A 13,607-nucleotide genomic window follows, 5' to 3' on the forward strand; every position below is an offset into this window, starting at 1 on the left:
AACACTACCTGGGGATGATCGGGATGAACCACGTCATGAAGATCGCTATCGGTGTCGCTCTGTCGTTCATGGCGCTGGCGTCAGTCGCGCAGGCGGATGAGTTCAAGCTCTCCAACAACCAGCGGATCTCCTGCAGCCGCGGCCTGTCGGCGGGCAAGCTCAACACCGCGACCTGCAAGTCCTACGCCTATCTGTTCAACGCCAAGACCTCGGAATACTTCCGTTGCCAGGTCTCGCTGGCGCTGACGCGGGACAACAAGGAGGTCATCAACGTCCAGGCCGACGGCGGCTGCACCAAGAAGCCGCGCATCTTCGAGACCGACGGCAATTACACGTTCGACGCCACCGAGACCGAGCCGCCGAACACCAATTCGTTCTTTGGTCCCGGCGGCTATGCGATCTGGGCAAGCGACGTCAACACCCAGAAGATCCGCGGCTGCATCACCATCTCGTCCGGCCTCGGCTCCGACATCTCGAAATGCCTCGACATGACGTTCCAGTGACGGCGGCGCCGATCGCGTGATGCGCAGACTGCGCCCAGCCCCGCTGTGCCGCTCCTGGCTGTTTCTCGAAGGCGCCAACGAGGAGGTCCTGCGCCACGCGGCCGGCAGCGGCGCCGACGTGCTGATCCACGAGCTCGAGGACTTCACCCCGCCGCCGCTACGGCCGAAGGCGCGAGCACTGGCGGCCGATCTCTACGCATCCTGGCGCGCCCAGGGCGTGGTGGTTGCGGTTCGCGTCAATCCGCTCGACCAGGACGGCATGGACGATCTCGCCGCCGTGATGCGGGGGCGGCCGGATATCGTCGCGCTGCCCAAGGTCGCCGAGCCGCACCACGTCGTCGGGCTCGACGAGGCGGTGACCCGGTTCGAGCGCGATTGTGGCGTCGCCGAGGGCTCGACGGCGCTGCTGCCGAATATCGAGTTCGCACGCGGCCTGGTGCAGACCGGCGCGATCGCCCTGGCGAGCCGGCGTACCATCGGTTGCCTGATGGCCTCGGAGGATCTCGCCGCTGACCTTGGCGCCGAGCGCGGCAGCGACGGTCTCGAGCTCGCTTACGCGCGCCAGCGCTTCATCGTCGAATGCCGTGCCGCCGGCGTCGTCGCGGTCGATTGTCCGTACACCTGGAGCGACGCTGAGGGCGTCGAGCGCGATACGATCTGGGCGCGGCGGCTCGGCTACACCGCCAAGAGCCTGGTCGATCCCGCGCATGCCGCCATCGTCAACCGCGTCCTCACCCCGAGCGAGGATGAGTTGCGCCAGGCGGGCAGGATCGTCGCGGCGTTCGAGGCGGCGCGGGCGCAAGGCGCGGGCCGCGTCGAACTCGACGGCTCGCTGCTCGAAGTCCCGACCTATTCCAACGCAAAGCGCCTGATCGCGCGCGGCGAGGCGCTGCGCGCGATCAATCGCGACTGACCCGAGGCGATGCCTCAGGACGCTGGCTGTTTCTCCGAGAAGTGTATGCGTGAGCGGGCGAACTTCTTGACGCCCATCGGCTTGCCGAACAGGTAGCCCTGGACCTGGTCGAAATCCATCTCGTGCGCGGCGAGGAAGTCCGCGCGCGTCTCGACCCCTTGCGCTATGACCTGCGCGCCGGCGTCGTGGGCAAGCTCGACGACGCGCCGGCACACCGTCTGCTTCAGGCGCTGATCCGCGCAGCCGGTGACGTATTGATGGTCGACCTTGAGCTGGACGAACGGGAAGTTCGGCAGTCCCAGCAAGGACGGCCAGTTGGCGCCGACATTGTCGATCGAGATGCCGATATTGTGCAGGCGAACGCGCCTGGCGACATCGATCGCGAGATCCAGATTGTCGATGACCTCGGTGCTGTCGATCTCGATCAGCAGGCCGGCGAATGCCGCGTGATCCGGCATCCGGTAGCAGAGCTCACGCACCGCATCATCGTCGGCGAGGAACGAGATCGGCAGGTTGATCGAGAGATCGACCGGCCCGATCTGCTCGAGGAGGTAGCGCCAGTCGTCGATCGCGCGCGCGATGACGAATTCGGACAGCGCATGAAAATGCGGATCGCTTTCGTCAGGGATGAAATAGGCCGGCGGCACCACGCCCCAGGCCGGATGGCGCATCCGGATCAGCGCCTCGGCGCCGCTCGGGACCAGCGTGCGGAGATGAATTTTCTGCTGGTACCACAGTTCCAGCCAGCCGGCCTTCAGCGCTTCGGGCACGTCCACCGCCGGGCTCGGCGCGGGCTCGAGCGGCATCAACGACGCGAGACTGTCACGAAGGGATCCGGCGCTGAACGGCGTCGACAGCGCCGGCAGCATGGCGATGCCGTACTCGTCCCCGATCTGGCGGACCGCCTTGACGATGATCGAGTCGGGTTGCCCGATGACCAGGACCTTGCCGGCGTAGTCCTTTCTCACCAAAGTCTCGAGAATTTTACTGACTTCGATGCCATCCACGGACACGCCGAGCACCAGAAGATCGGGCCGTTCCGTATCCAAAACGGTGTCGAGTTCCAACGCCTGGCTGCATTCACTGGTGATGAAGCCGAGGTCTTCCAGCGCCTCTGCGAGGAAGGTCCGCAAGTGTTTTTTGCTGTCCGCAATGCATGCGCGTGGGGTCAGCTTGCGATGTCCGAACCATCCGGCTCGTGTCTGTGCGATGTGACTGATGTGATTCATGCCCCGCCTTGTCCGTAATTACCCCGGCTTGACTCGTACATCCTAGAGCCGCGGCAATCATGGAAATTTCTGGTTCATACATTGATTGGCTCGCTAACCTTAAAGGATTCAATTCGAATCAAATGATGCCGGAATCGCTGCGTCTCGCCGCGGTTACACGCGCAACAAATGCGTCATCTGACGTTCATGAGCGCGATTGCGCGTGACTTCGGACGTACTCAGAAACACAGCGCGCGTGTGTCATCGAGAGACGGTGTTAATGACTGTGTTATCGCATCGATGCCGACGCGGAACTGCATCATTGTCGGACATCGGATCGCGTCACGCAGGGTGATCCGCAGAGCAGTTACAGCGAATCACGGATCATCCGTTGTGTGATGCCAACGCCATCGCGCGTGACGTCGCTGTTGCCGCTCGCAACGTCTCCGGCATCAGCGCGCAGTCAAGCGCACCGCGGATTGCTGGCACCGCGAGCGCGGTCGCGAGGATCGGCCCCAGAGGTCGGCCTTGCGCCCGACCGGCACCGCGACCGCCGCCATCACGATCTGCGCCGCGATGATGCAGACCGACATCGGCGAACTGGGGAAGGTTGTCGCCGCGCGAACACCGAGGCGCTCGCGGCAGCAAGTCCAACGCATCCCGAGTTCCCGCGCAGGTAAATTGGTGCTGCCATCGGGGATTTTGGCCGCGCATGCGTCATTTGGATGGGTTGACCCGGTGGGGGTGTCCGGCCAATTTCCGGCCCGGCTTAGGGGAGAATAATGTCCATGAATTCAAGGTTGATGGCCGCTGCGATCGTGGCGGCCAGTGTTTTGTCCGCGCCCGTCGCACAGGCGGAGCAGTTCATTAACGTGCTGACCGGCGGCACCTCGGGCGTCTACTATCCGCTCGGCGTCGCGATCGGGAAAATCTACGGCGACAAGATTGCCGGCGTGAAGACCCAGGTGCAGGCGACCAAGGCCTCGGTCGAGAACCTGGTGCTGCTGCAGCAGGGCCGCGGCGAGATCGCCTTCGCGCTCGGCGATTCGCTGAAGGCGGCGTGGGAAGGCGACACTGAGGCCGGCTTCAAGACCAAGCTCGACAAGCTGCGCACCATCGGCGCGATCTATCCGAACTACATCCAGATCGTCGCCACCGCCGAAAGCGGCATCAAGACGCTGGCCGATCTCAAGGGCAAGAGCCTGTCGGTCGGTGCGCCGAAGTCCGGCACCGAGCTCAATTCGCGCGCGATCCTCGCGGCCGCCGGCATGAGCTACAAGGATCTCGGCAAGGTCGAGTATCTGCCGTTCGCCGAATCGGTCGACCTGATGAAGAACCGGCAGCTCAACGCCACGCTGCAATCCGCCGGCCTCGGCGTCGCCTCGCTGAAGGATCTCTCGACCTCGAGCGACATCACCGTGGTCGCCGTGCCGAAGGAGACCGTCGACAAGATCGGTCCGCCCTTCGTCGCCGTGATCATTCCGGCCAACACCTATACCGGGCAGGACAAGGACGTGCCGACGGCTGCGGTCGTGAACTACCTCGTCACCTCGAGCGCAGTGTCGGACGAACTCGCCTACCAGATGACCAAGCTGGTCTACGAATCGCTGCCGGAACTGGCCAATGCCCACGCCGCGGGCAAGGAGATCAAGCTCCAGGCCGCCGCGACCGGCAGCCCGGTGCCGCTGCATCCCGGCGCGATCCGCTATTACAAGGAAAAGGGCCTGATCAAGTAAGGCCGTTACCTTCGAGGGTGTCATGGCCGGGCTTGACCCGGCCATCCATCTTTCTAAAGATTCTGATTTTCGATGGGTGCGCGGGTCAAGCCCGCGCATGACGTGCAGGGGGGCGGTCGGGGCACTGGACGGGTGCCATCGACGTTGCGGGCACGGCGGGGGACTTATTCAATGCAGCAGCAGGTTGCGGGCGAGGAGCCCATCAAGGTTGAATTCGACAATTTCGAGCATGGCTTTCCGGAGGGCTTCGGCCCGGGCGCGTGGGGGCATCTGGCCTACGCCATCGGTCTCGCCTTTGCGGTGTTCCAGCTCTATGTCGCGGCCTTCAATTATCTGCCGAGCCAGGTGGTCCGCGGCGTCCATGTCGGCTTCCTGATCCTCCTGACCTTCGGCCTGATCGGCAATTTCACCGCCAAGACCGACTTCGGCCGCGCGGTGAGCTGGATCGTCGGCGCGAGCGGCTTCCTCTGCGGGCTCTACCAGTGGATCTTCTATGCCGATTTGATCGCCCGCGACGGCGATCCGACCCACATGGACCTTGCGGTCGGCACGCTGCTCGCGGTCCTGATCTTCGAGGGCACGCGGCGGCTGATGGGCGCGGCGCTGCCGCTGATGTGCGGCGCCTGTCTGCTCTACTGGTTCTTCGGACAGTACCTGCCGTCGCCGTTCAACCATCGCGGCTATGACTTCGACCAGATCGTCACCCATCTCTCGTTCGGCACCGAAGGTTTCTACGGCGTGCCGATCTACGTCTCGGCGACCTACATCTTCCTGTTCATCCTGTTCGGCTCGTTCCTCGAACGCGCCGGCATGATCCAGCTGTTCACCGACGTCTCGCTCGGCCTGTTCGGCCGCACCCGCGGCGGCCCGGCGAAAGTCGCGGTGTTCGCCTCGGGCATGATGGGCACGATCTCGGGCTCCGGTGTCGCCAACGTCGTCACCGTCGGCCAGTTCACGATTCCCCTGATGATCAAGTTCGGCTATCGCCGCGCCTTCGCCGCCGGCGTCGAGGCCACCGCCTCGATGGGCGGGCAGATCATGCCGCCGGTGATGGGCGCGGTCGCCTTCATCATGGCGGAGACGCTCGGCGTCCCCTATTCGGAGATCGTCAAGGCCGCCGTGATTCCGGCGATCCTGTATTTCGCCTCGGCGTTCTGGATGGTGCATCTGGAGGCCGGCAAGCATGGTCTCGTCGGCATGAAGCGCTCGGAGATCCCGAGCGCCTGGAAGGCGCTGGTGGCGCGCTGGTATCTCGTCTTGCCGCTCGCGGCGCTGGTCTACATGCTGTTCGAAGGCTTCACGCCGCTCTATGCCGGCAGCATGGGGCTGGCACTGACCGTCGCGCTGATCCTCGGCGCCAGCATCGCGCTCGGCTTCTCCAACACCGTCGTGCGCTATATCTTCTGGATCGGCCTTGCGCTGGTGGTCGCGGCGGTGTCGCGCCACGGGCTCGAGATCGTTCCGGTCGCGAGCGTCGTCGTCGGGCTGATCGTGATCGCGGCGATCACGCGCGGCGGCCGCGCCACGCTCAGAGCCTGCCGTGACTCGCTCGCCGATAGCGCCAAGTCGGCGCTGACCGTCGGCATGGCCTGCGCCATCGTCGGCACCATCATCGGCATGATGACGCAGACCGGCGTCGGCACCATCTTCGGCAGCTGGATCATCGGGCTCGGCGCCAAGAGCCTGTTCCTGGCGCTGATCATGACCATGCTGCTGTCGATCCTGCTCGGCACCGGCATCCCGACCATCCCGACCTACATCATCACAGCGGCGCTGGCCGCACCCGCGCTCGCCAAGCTCGGCGTGCCGCTGATCGCAAGCCACATGTTCGCGTTCTACTACGGCATCATGGCCGACCTCTCGCCGCCGGTGGCGCTCGCCGCGCTGGCGGCGGCGCCGATCGCCAAGGAAAACCCGGACAAGATCGGCTGGGAGGCGATGCGGATCGCACTCGCGGGCTATGTCATCCCCTTCATCTTCGTCTATTCGCCGGCGCTGATGCTGCAGGCGGGCGATCCGATGCAGGCGCAGCTCGGCTTCTACGGCGCGGTGGCGCTGGCGACCTTCAAGGCGCTGGTGGCGATCGCGCTGTTCGGCATCGTCGCGATCGGATTCCTGTTCACGCGGCTGAGCTTGATCGAGATCCTGGTCGCGTTCGGGGCCGCGCTCTGCCTGCTCGGCGACTTTCCGTTCTCGGACACGGCGGGCTTCACGCTCGCCGCTGCCGTGGTGCTGTGGCAATGGCGGCAGCGGCCGCGCGATGCGGTGGCGGCGGCTTGAGCCTCTGCCTCGCCTCCGCAGGTGTCGTGAAGGCGCTGTCGATCGCGGCCTTTACGCTGGCCTGGACGCATTCGATCGAGAAGACCGCCTGGCAGGAAGACTGGCAGGTCACGCCGGCCGGGCTCGTGCTGCAACAGGCCCGGATCAAGGGCACCGGCGCCGGCATGGAGCCGCCGCCGGATGCGCGTCTCGTCGACGGCTGGTTTCAATGGTCGCCACAACCTCTGCCAAGGGCGGAGGTCGTGCTCGGCAATTCCGGCGCGGCGGGTGAATGGCACCTGTGTCAGGCGGGACGCTGCCAGACGCTGTCGGAGATTTTCGGCCATCCGATCGGTGCTAATGTCACGACGATGAGTGTGTGCAAAAATCCGCAGTAAGAATCCGTAGCCCGCATGAGCGGAGCGATATGCGGGGACACTGCCCCGGATATCGCTGCGCTCATCCGGGCTACAATGACAACAACAGGGAGAACAGGCGATGGATCGGCTCAAGGGCAAGGTTGCGATGGTGGTCGGGGCGGGCTCGATCGGGCCCGGCTGGGGCAATGGCAAGGCGACCGCCGTCACCTTCGCGCGCGAGGGTGCCAGCGTGTTCTGCGTCGATCGCAACGGCGCCGCGGCCGAGGAGACGGTCAAGATCATCACCGAGGAGGGCGGCAAGGCCGCCGCGTTTACCGCCGATGTCTCGCGCGCCGCCGAAGTCGAGGCGATGGTCGCGGCCTGCCTGAAGGCCTATGGCCGCATCGATGTGCTCGACAACAATGTCGGCATCGCCGAGGTCGGCAGCGTGGTGGAAGTCGCCGAAGCCGAGTGGGACCGCGTCTTCGCGGTCAATCTCAAGAGTGCCTATCTGTCGATGAAGCACGTCATTCCCGTCATGATCAAGCAGGGCGGCGGCTCGATCATCAACATCTCCTCGATTGCCTCGATCCGCCATGTCGGCATTTCCTATGTCAGCTACAATGCGAGCAAGGCGGCGATGAACCAGATGACGCGCTCGACCGCGGTCGAGTTCGCGTCCAAGCATGTCCGCGTCAACGCGATCCTGCCCGGGCTGATGAAGACGCCGATGGTGGCGCATTCGGCGGGGCTCGCGCAGAGCTACGCCAAGGGCGACGTCGAGGCGATGTGGCGCGCCCGCGACGCGCAGGTGCCGATGGGGCATATGGGCGACGCCTGGGACGTCGCCAATGCCGCGCTGTTCCTCGCCTCGGACGAATCGAAATATGTCACCGGCATCGAGCTCGTGGTCGACGGCGGCATCACATCCAAGTCGGGGGCCTGAGCAGGCTCATTGCGCCAGCGCCAGGATGCCGCCGGCCAGCGAATGCCAGGCGGCCGAGGTGCTGATCGGCCAGTTCAACAGCTTCACCGCGATCAGCGCCAGCCCGCCATAGATATAGACCGGGTGCGGACGGCCGCGGGTGCGCCAGTCGAACACGATCGCGACGACCAGCAGCAGATAGGCGACGAACGCCGGCGCGATCGTGACCGGGACCGGAGGCGGACCAACCGGTCCGGGTGGCGCGAGGAAGGTCAGGAACCAGCGCGCCACCGCCGCATCGAGGATCGAAATCGACGCAAGCAGCATCAGCCGCTTGTGGGCGTCGCGATCGCGCAGGTAGATGATCGCAAGCGCGAAGACGACGGCAAAGAACAGGATGCCGCTGAGCGGAACGATTGCAAACGCAAGGCCTTCATTGGCCTGTCCGATCGCTGCCGAACGCTTCATGACACTGATCGAGGCCACGATGCCCATCATCGTCATCGCGGTCGCCAGCGATATGCCGATCAATCCGACGCTGCGATGCCGCGCGATCCGCCCCGAGGCCGCAAGCCAGCTCTGCAACACGAAATAGAGCGTCCAGGCGAAGAACAGCAGCCCATGCAGATGGACCACGGGCGGCGTCGACAGCGCGCCTTTCGCCATCGGCAGCCAATAAGTCGGCGCAAAGCCGAGGAAGGCGACCGCCATGCACGACAGCGCCATATAGAAGTAGAAGAACTGCGCCTCGACTTTCGCCGAGGTGCGGGGGGAATTGCGATCAATGAGGATTGTCATGATGTTAGGTCTGACAAACCCGGTGATGGTTCAAACCATCTCGATCGTGGGCTATGCCCGCTGTCGTGCTTCAGGCCTCGACGCTGAGCTCAGCGCGGTCGAGCTCCTCCTCGACCAGATGGAACGCGTCGTCGCCGATCGTCTCGGTGCGGCGCAGCTTGAGCAGGGCCTGACGCGCGGCCGCGATGGCGCGGCGGCGCAGCGGATCGGACGGAAGCTCGCGCGAGGTCAGGCCGCCATCCGGGTCATTCTCGGCGCGCAGCAGCACGGCGCGGTATTCGAGCCGGAGGATCTCGGCTTCCTCGGACGGGTCCTGGTCGATCGCATCGAGCGCGGCGCGAAACACGACGCTGCGGGCACGGGCCGCCTCGCGCCCGACCGGATCGTCGTCATCGAAATTCAGCGCCATAATCAGCGGCCGCAAGGTCAGGCCCTGGATCACGAGCGAGCCCAGCACCACGGCAAATGCCGTCAGCAGGATCAGGTCGCGATAGGGAAACCATTCGGGCAGCGCGAACGCCGCGGCCAGCGTGACGATGCCGCGCATGCCGCACCAGGACACGATGAAGCCGCGCTTCAGGGTGGGCACGGCGTCCACCACATGGGCGGGCAGCCAATGCCGCGCCTTCAACGCGCGCAGCAGGGCGCCGTAGGGCATCACCCAGAGGATGCGGGCGAGGATCACGACGGCGAGGATCGCGGCGGCAAAGCTGCAATATTTCCACCGCACCTCGTCGTCGAGCTCGGACCAGATCGGGCGCAATTGCAGGCCGATCAGCATGAAGGCGAGCACGTTGAGCACGAGGACCACGGTTTCCCACACCGCATAGGACGACACGCGCAGCCGCGCCGAGGTGCGGGCCGGCGCGGTGCGGGCGATGGTGATCGCGTAGGCGATGATGGTGAGGATGCCGGACAGACCGAGATGCTCGGCGACGATCCACACCATGAAGGTGCCGCCGAATTGCGTGATGATCGCGCTCGGCGCCTCGGTGATGCGGCGGGTGATCATCATCCAGACCTGCGCGAACACGTAGCCGGCGGCGAGGCTGCCGACCAGTGCGACCGCAATCGAGGGCACGAACTCGCGGATCTTCATGTGCTCGGCGGCGACGAGACCGACCGCGACACGATAGATCAACAGCGCCGAGGCATCGTTGAGCAGGCTTTCGCCTTCGAGGATCTTCTGGATCCGGTAGGGCAGGCTGACCTGGCGCAGGATCGCAGTGGCCGCGGCCGCGTCCGGCGGCGCCACGATGGCGCCGAGCGCGATCGCGACCGCCCAGGGCATGTCCGGGCGCAGCCAATGCGCGACCACCGCAACCGCCGCCGTGGTGACACCGACCGCGACCACCACCAGCGTCGAGACCGGCAGCCAGTTGTTGCGAAGATCGCGCAGCGAGGTGTCGAAGGCGGCATCGAGCAGCACGGGTGCCACGAACAGCGCCAGCGCCAGTTGGGGTTCCAGCGCCCAGGTCGGGGCCCAGGGCAGCAGGGTCAGCAGCACGCCGCCAAGCGCAAGAAAGGTCGGGTAGGGCACCTTGATCCGCCGCGCCAGCGCCGACAGCGCCACTGACGCGAGCAACAGGCCGATGATCCATTCGAATGTCAGCAAGGCGAACCCCCAAAAGCGGCTTCAAGTGCGGCCCAAACTGCAGCCGATCGGCGCAATTGACGTATAATCCAGCGTGTGGTTTTGCGGCAAATGGCGCCATCGGATATCGGGGCCGGTGGTTCAGGCGCGGGATGTCTTGATGGGAATGCGACGCAACGCTGCAAATCTGGCCATGATGCTGATCTGTGCCTGTCTGTCAGGCGCGCTGACGTCAGGCGTCGTGCGCGCCACGGGCAGCGAGCCGGGCGAGAATGTGCAGGCCAATCCCGGCCCCTGCATTGCCGCGGCTGCGGCAGCCGATGACGACAAGACCATCGAGGTCTGCGGCGCGCTGATCGACAATGAGAAGGCGACCAAGCCCGATCGCGTCAAGGCCCTGCTGGCGCGCGCCGGCGCCTATGATCGCAAGCAGATGATCGACCGCGCGATCGCAGATTACGACACCGTACTCAAGCTCGATCCATCGCTTGCGGATGCCCACAATGCACGCGGCGAGCTGTGGCGGCGCAAGGGCGACCGGCCGAAGGCGATCATGGATTTCGGCGCCGCGGTCAAGCTCGATCCCAACAACGCGGTCGCCAAGGCCAACTACAAATCGCTGTCGCTCGAGCTGGAGCGGATCGGCGCCATGATGGCGGTCGCCGGCAAGCCGAGCTTCGATTGCCGCAAGGCGCGCCGGCCTGTGGAGAAGGCGATCTGCGCCAATCCCGCGCTCGCCGATCTCGATCGCGAGATCGTCGCATCGACATTCCGCACGGTGCGCGAGGCGCAGAACCCGGGCCAGGCGCGCGAGCTGCAACGCGCGCAGGATCAGTTCATCGCCCGCCGCAATGCCGAATTCGGCAAGCCGGGCTACGACCTGCAAAAGGCGATGCGCGAGCGGCTGCAACGCATCAACGGGGTCGACGGATACTAGCCGGCCCCATGGGCCCGGCCGAAGGTCGCGGTCATTTCGGCTTGAAACGGCGCCACTTCCCGTGACAATGGTCGGCAAATGACGCGCGATCGCGCGAGGGAGAAACGCGATGAATAGCCAGCAGAGCCGGTATCATGAGGTGTATGCCCGCTCGCTTCGAGACCCCGAAGGATTTTGGGCGGAAGCAGCGCGCGAGATCGACTGGATCGAGCCGGCCAGGAAGGTCTTCGATCCCTCTGTCGGCGCCTATGGACGCTGGTTCGCCGGCGCAATGGTCAACACCTGCGCCAACGCGCTGGATCGCCATGTCGCCGGTGGCCGCGCCGGCCAGGTCGCGCTGATCCACGATTCCCCGCTCACCAACACGATCACCAAATTCACCTATGCCGAGCTGCTGAAGGAGGTGCAGACGCTCGCCGCCGTGATGCAGGATTTCGGCGTGGCCAAGGGCGATCGCGTCATCCTCTATATGCCGATGGTGCCGGAAGCCGTGGTCGCGATGCTCGCCTGCGCGCGGATCGGCGCGGTGCACAGCGTGGTGTTCGGCGGCTTCGCGGCCAAGGAGCTCGCGACCCGGATCGACGATGCCAAGCCGAAGCTGATCTTCTCGGCGAGCTGCGGCCTCGAGCCCGGCCGCATCGTGCAATACAAGCCGCTGCTCGACGAGGCGATCCGCCTCGCTACCGCCAAGCCCGAGACCTGCATCATCCTGCAGCGGCCGCAGCAGGCTTGCGAGCTCACCGCGGGGCGCGACCACGACTGGGCGACATTGCGCCGCTCAGCGCTCGATGCCGGCAAGGCCGCGCCCTGCGTGCCGGTCGCCGCGACCGATCCGCTCTACATCCTCTACACGTCGGGTACGACCGGAATCCCGAAGGGCGTGGTGCGCGACAATGGCGGGCATCTCGTCGCGCTGAAATGGTCGATGGAAAATCTCTACGGCGTGAAGCCCGGCGAGATCTGGTGGTGCGGCTCCGACATCGGCTGGGTGGTCGGCCACTCCTACATCGTCTACGGCCCGCTGATCCACGGCGCGACCACGATCATGTATGAAGGCAAGCCGGTCGGCACGCCGGATGCCGGCGCGTTCTGGCGCGTGATCAGCCAGCACAAGGCGGTCGCCTTCTTCACCGCGCCGACCGCGTTCCGCGCGATCAAGAAGGAAGACCCCGAAGGCAAGCTCCTCAAGAGCTACGATCTCTCCAGCTTCCGCACTTTGTTCCTCGCCGGCGAGCGCGCCGATCCGCCGACCGTGGAGTGGGCGGAGCAGCAGCTCAAGGTGCCGGTGATCGATCACTGGTGGCAGACCGAGACCGGCTGGTGCATCGCCGGCAATCCGGTGGGCTTGGGCATGCTGCCGGTCAAGCACGGGTCGCCGACGGTGCCGATGCCGGGCTATCAGGTCGACATCGTCGACGAGGCGGCGAAGCCGGTCGCCGCCGGCACCATGGGCTCGATCGTGATCAAGCTGCCGATGCCGCCGGCCTGCCTGCCGACGCTGTGGCAGCAGGACGATCGCTTCAAGGACGCCTACCTCACCGAATTCCCCGGCTACTACAAGACCTCGGACGCCGGCTACAAGGATGCGGACGGCTACGTCTGGGTGATGGGCCGCACCGACGACATCATCAATGTCGCCGGCCACCGGCTCTCCACCGGCGGCATGGAGGAGATCCTGGCCTCGCATCCCGACGTCGCCGAGTGCGCCGTGCTCGGCGTCAAGGATGCGATCAAGGGCGAGGTGCCCTGCGGCTTCCTGGTGCTGAAGGCCGGTGTCACCAAGGCGCCGGATCAGGTCGAGAAGGAAGTCGTGGCGCTGGTGCGCGAGAAGCTCGGGCCGGTCGCCGCGTTCAAGCTCGCGATCACGGTGGCGCGGCTGCCGAAGACCCGCTCCGGCAAGATCCTGCGCGGCACCATCAAGAAGATCGCCGACGGCGAGCCCTGGACCATGCCGGCCACGATCGAGGACCCGAAGGTGCTCGAGGAGATCGGCGAGGCGTTGAAGGGGAAGGCGTAGGCGTAGGCCTAGCGCTTTGCGCGCTCTGAATTGAGACAGCTCGCCGTGTCGCACCCCTCTCCCTAACCCTCCCCCGCAAGGGGGGAGGGAACCCTACCGCCACTGCCTCCCTTACGTAGGACGAATTGAGAGCGTGCGGTTGATGCTGGACCAAGTGAGGTGAGCAAGCTGGTCAGGCTCCCTCCCCCCTTGCGGGGGAGGGTTGGGGAGAGGGGTGGCCCCGGGCATGATCGTCGATCAGGGCACCAACAACGCAATCGGGCGATGCACCATCGAAACGCATTCCGAAGCAAAACGGCCTTGATTTTGATGGATTGCCGGGTCATCCCGGCCTCCAACGTCACAAGTCACGAGATAC

12 protein-coding genes are annotated in these 13,607 nt (G+C 65.4%); 8 read left to right on the forward strand and 4 right to left on the reverse strand.

Annotated features, from left to right (window positions below):
• Positions 1-23: 23 nt before the first annotated feature.
• Positions 24-503, forward strand: coding sequence for a hypothetical protein (locus BI327_RS14065; RefSeq protein WP_076862120.1), 480 nt, complete (start codon positions 24-26; stop codon positions 501-503).
• Positions 504-522: 19 nt separating this feature from the next.
• Positions 523-1,416, forward strand: coding sequence for an HpcH/HpaI aldolase/citrate lyase family protein (locus BI327_RS14070; RefSeq protein ID WP_076860897.1), 894 nt, complete (start codon positions 523-525; stop codon positions 1,414-1,416).
• A gap of 14 nt (positions 1,417-1,430) precedes the next feature.
• Here the strand turns inward: BI327_RS14070 and BI327_RS14075 are convergent, their stop codons facing one another.
• On the reverse strand, positions 1,431-2,645 hold the full coding sequence (locus BI327_RS14075) for an EAL domain-containing response regulator (protein ID WP_076860898.1): 1,215 nt from the start codon (positions 2,643-2,645) through the stop codon (positions 1,431-1,433).
• Between the two features lie 431 nt (positions 2,646-3,076).
• Positions 3,077-3,283, reverse strand: coding sequence for a hypothetical protein (locus BI327_RS43550; RefSeq protein ID WP_167386872.1), 207 nt, complete (start codon positions 3,281-3,283; stop codon positions 3,077-3,079).
• A 129-nt stretch (positions 3,284-3,412) separates the two neighbouring features.
• Here BI327_RS43550 and BI327_RS14080 point away from each other — a divergent pair, with 129 nt between their 5' ends.
• The 4 genes from BI327_RS14080 to BI327_RS14095 all read left to right on the forward strand — a co-directional run bounded on the left by BI327_RS14080 (position 3,413) and on the right by BI327_RS14095 (position 7,924).
• Positions 3,413-4,360, forward strand: coding sequence for a TAXI family TRAP transporter solute-binding subunit (locus tag BI327_RS14080; RefSeq protein WP_076862121.1), 948 nt, complete (start codon positions 3,413-3,415; stop codon positions 4,358-4,360).
• Between the two features lie 171 nt (positions 4,361-4,531).
• Positions 4,532-6,640: a TRAP transporter permease gene (locus tag BI327_RS14085; protein WP_076860899.1), complete on the forward strand. Its 2,109-nt coding sequence runs from the start codon at positions 4,532-4,534 to the stop codon at positions 6,638-6,640.
• Positions 6,601-7,017, forward strand: coding sequence for a DUF1850 domain-containing protein (locus BI327_RS14090; protein WP_076860900.1), 417 nt, complete (start codon positions 6,601-6,603; stop codon positions 7,015-7,017). The genes BI327_RS14085 and BI327_RS14090 overlap by 40 nt, the downstream gene beginning before the upstream one ends.
• Positions 7,018-7,117: 100 nt before the next feature.
• Positions 7,118-7,924: an SDR family NAD(P)-dependent oxidoreductase gene (locus BI327_RS14095; protein ID WP_076860901.1), complete on the forward strand. Its 807-nt coding sequence runs from the start codon at positions 7,118-7,120 to the stop codon at positions 7,922-7,924.
• Between the two features lie 6 nt (positions 7,925-7,930).
• Here BI327_RS14095 and BI327_RS14100 read toward each other — a convergent pair whose 3' ends face one another.
• Both BI327_RS14100 and BI327_RS14105 read right to left on the reverse strand, forming a co-directional pair.
• Positions 7,931-8,701: a hypothetical protein gene (locus BI327_RS14100; RefSeq protein ID WP_076860902.1), complete on the reverse strand. Its 771-nt coding sequence runs from the start codon at positions 8,699-8,701 to the stop codon at positions 7,931-7,933.
• Between the two features lie 70 nt (positions 8,702-8,771).
• The gene (locus BI327_RS14105; protein ID WP_076860903.1) at positions 8,772-10,316 is read right to left on the reverse strand and encodes a cation:proton antiporter; all 1,545 of its coding nucleotides are present in this window, start codon (positions 10,314-10,316) and stop codon (positions 8,772-8,774) included.
• 145 nt (positions 10,317-10,461) lie between these two features.
• Between BI327_RS14105 and BI327_RS14110 the strand changes: the two genes are divergently transcribed.
• Both BI327_RS14110 and BI327_RS14115 read left to right on the forward strand, forming a co-directional pair.
• Entirely contained in the window at positions 10,462-11,232 is a 771-nt protein-coding gene (locus BI327_RS14110; RefSeq protein ID WP_076860904.1) for a tetratricopeptide repeat protein, read from the forward strand.
• A gap of 109 nt (positions 11,233-11,341) precedes the next feature.
• Positions 11,342-13,249 carry a propionyl-CoA synthetase gene (locus BI327_RS14115; protein WP_076860905.1) on the forward strand — a complete coding sequence of 636 codons (1,908 nt, stop codon included), beginning with the start codon at positions 11,342-11,344 and terminating at the stop codon, positions 13,247-13,249.
• Positions 13,250-13,607 lie beyond the last annotated feature (358 nt).

The sequence above is a fragment of the Bradyrhizobium mercantei genome, assembly GCF_001982635.1.
Lineage (GTDB): Bacteria > Pseudomonadota > Alphaproteobacteria > Rhizobiales > Xanthobacteraceae > Bradyrhizobium > Bradyrhizobium mercantei.

Bases quoted from the DNA above. Each gene is read 5' to 3' on its own strand.
- BI327_RS14065 (WP_076862120.1), top strand. From the start codon at position 24: ATGAACCACGTCATGAAGATCGCTATCGGTGTCGCTCTGTCGTTCATG.
- BI327_RS14070 (WP_076860897.1), top strand. From the start codon at position 523: ATGCGCAGACTGCGCCCAGCCCCGCTGTGCCGCTCCTGGCTGTTTCTC.
- BI327_RS14075 (WP_076860898.1), bottom strand. From the start codon at position 2,645: ATGAATCACATCAGTCACATCGCACAGACACGAGCCGGATGGTTCGGA.
- BI327_RS43550 (WP_167386872.1), bottom strand. From the start codon at position 3,283: ATGCGTTGGACTTGCTGCCGCGAGCGCCTCGGTGTTCGCGCGGCGACA.
- BI327_RS14080 (WP_076862121.1), top strand. From the start codon at position 3,413: ATGAATTCAAGGTTGATGGCCGCTGCGATCGTGGCGGCCAGTGTTTTG.
- BI327_RS14085 (WP_076860899.1), top strand. From the start codon at position 4,532: ATGCAGCAGCAGGTTGCGGGCGAGGAGCCCATCAAGGTTGAATTCGAC.
- BI327_RS14090 (WP_076860900.1), top strand. From the start codon at position 6,601: ATGGCGGCAGCGGCCGCGCGATGCGGTGGCGGCGGCTTGAGCCTCTGC.
- BI327_RS14095 (WP_076860901.1), top strand. From the start codon at position 7,118: ATGGATCGGCTCAAGGGCAAGGTTGCGATGGTGGTCGGGGCGGGCTCG.
- BI327_RS14100 (WP_076860902.1), bottom strand. From the start codon at position 8,701: ATGACAATCCTCATTGATCGCAATTCCCCCCGCACCTCGGCGAAAGTC.
- BI327_RS14110 (WP_076860904.1), top strand. From the start codon at position 10,462: ATGCGACGCAACGCTGCAAATCTGGCCATGATGCTGATCTGTGCCTGT.
- BI327_RS14115 (WP_076860905.1), top strand. From the start codon at position 11,342: ATGAATAGCCAGCAGAGCCGGTATCATGAGGTGTATGCCCGCTCGCTT.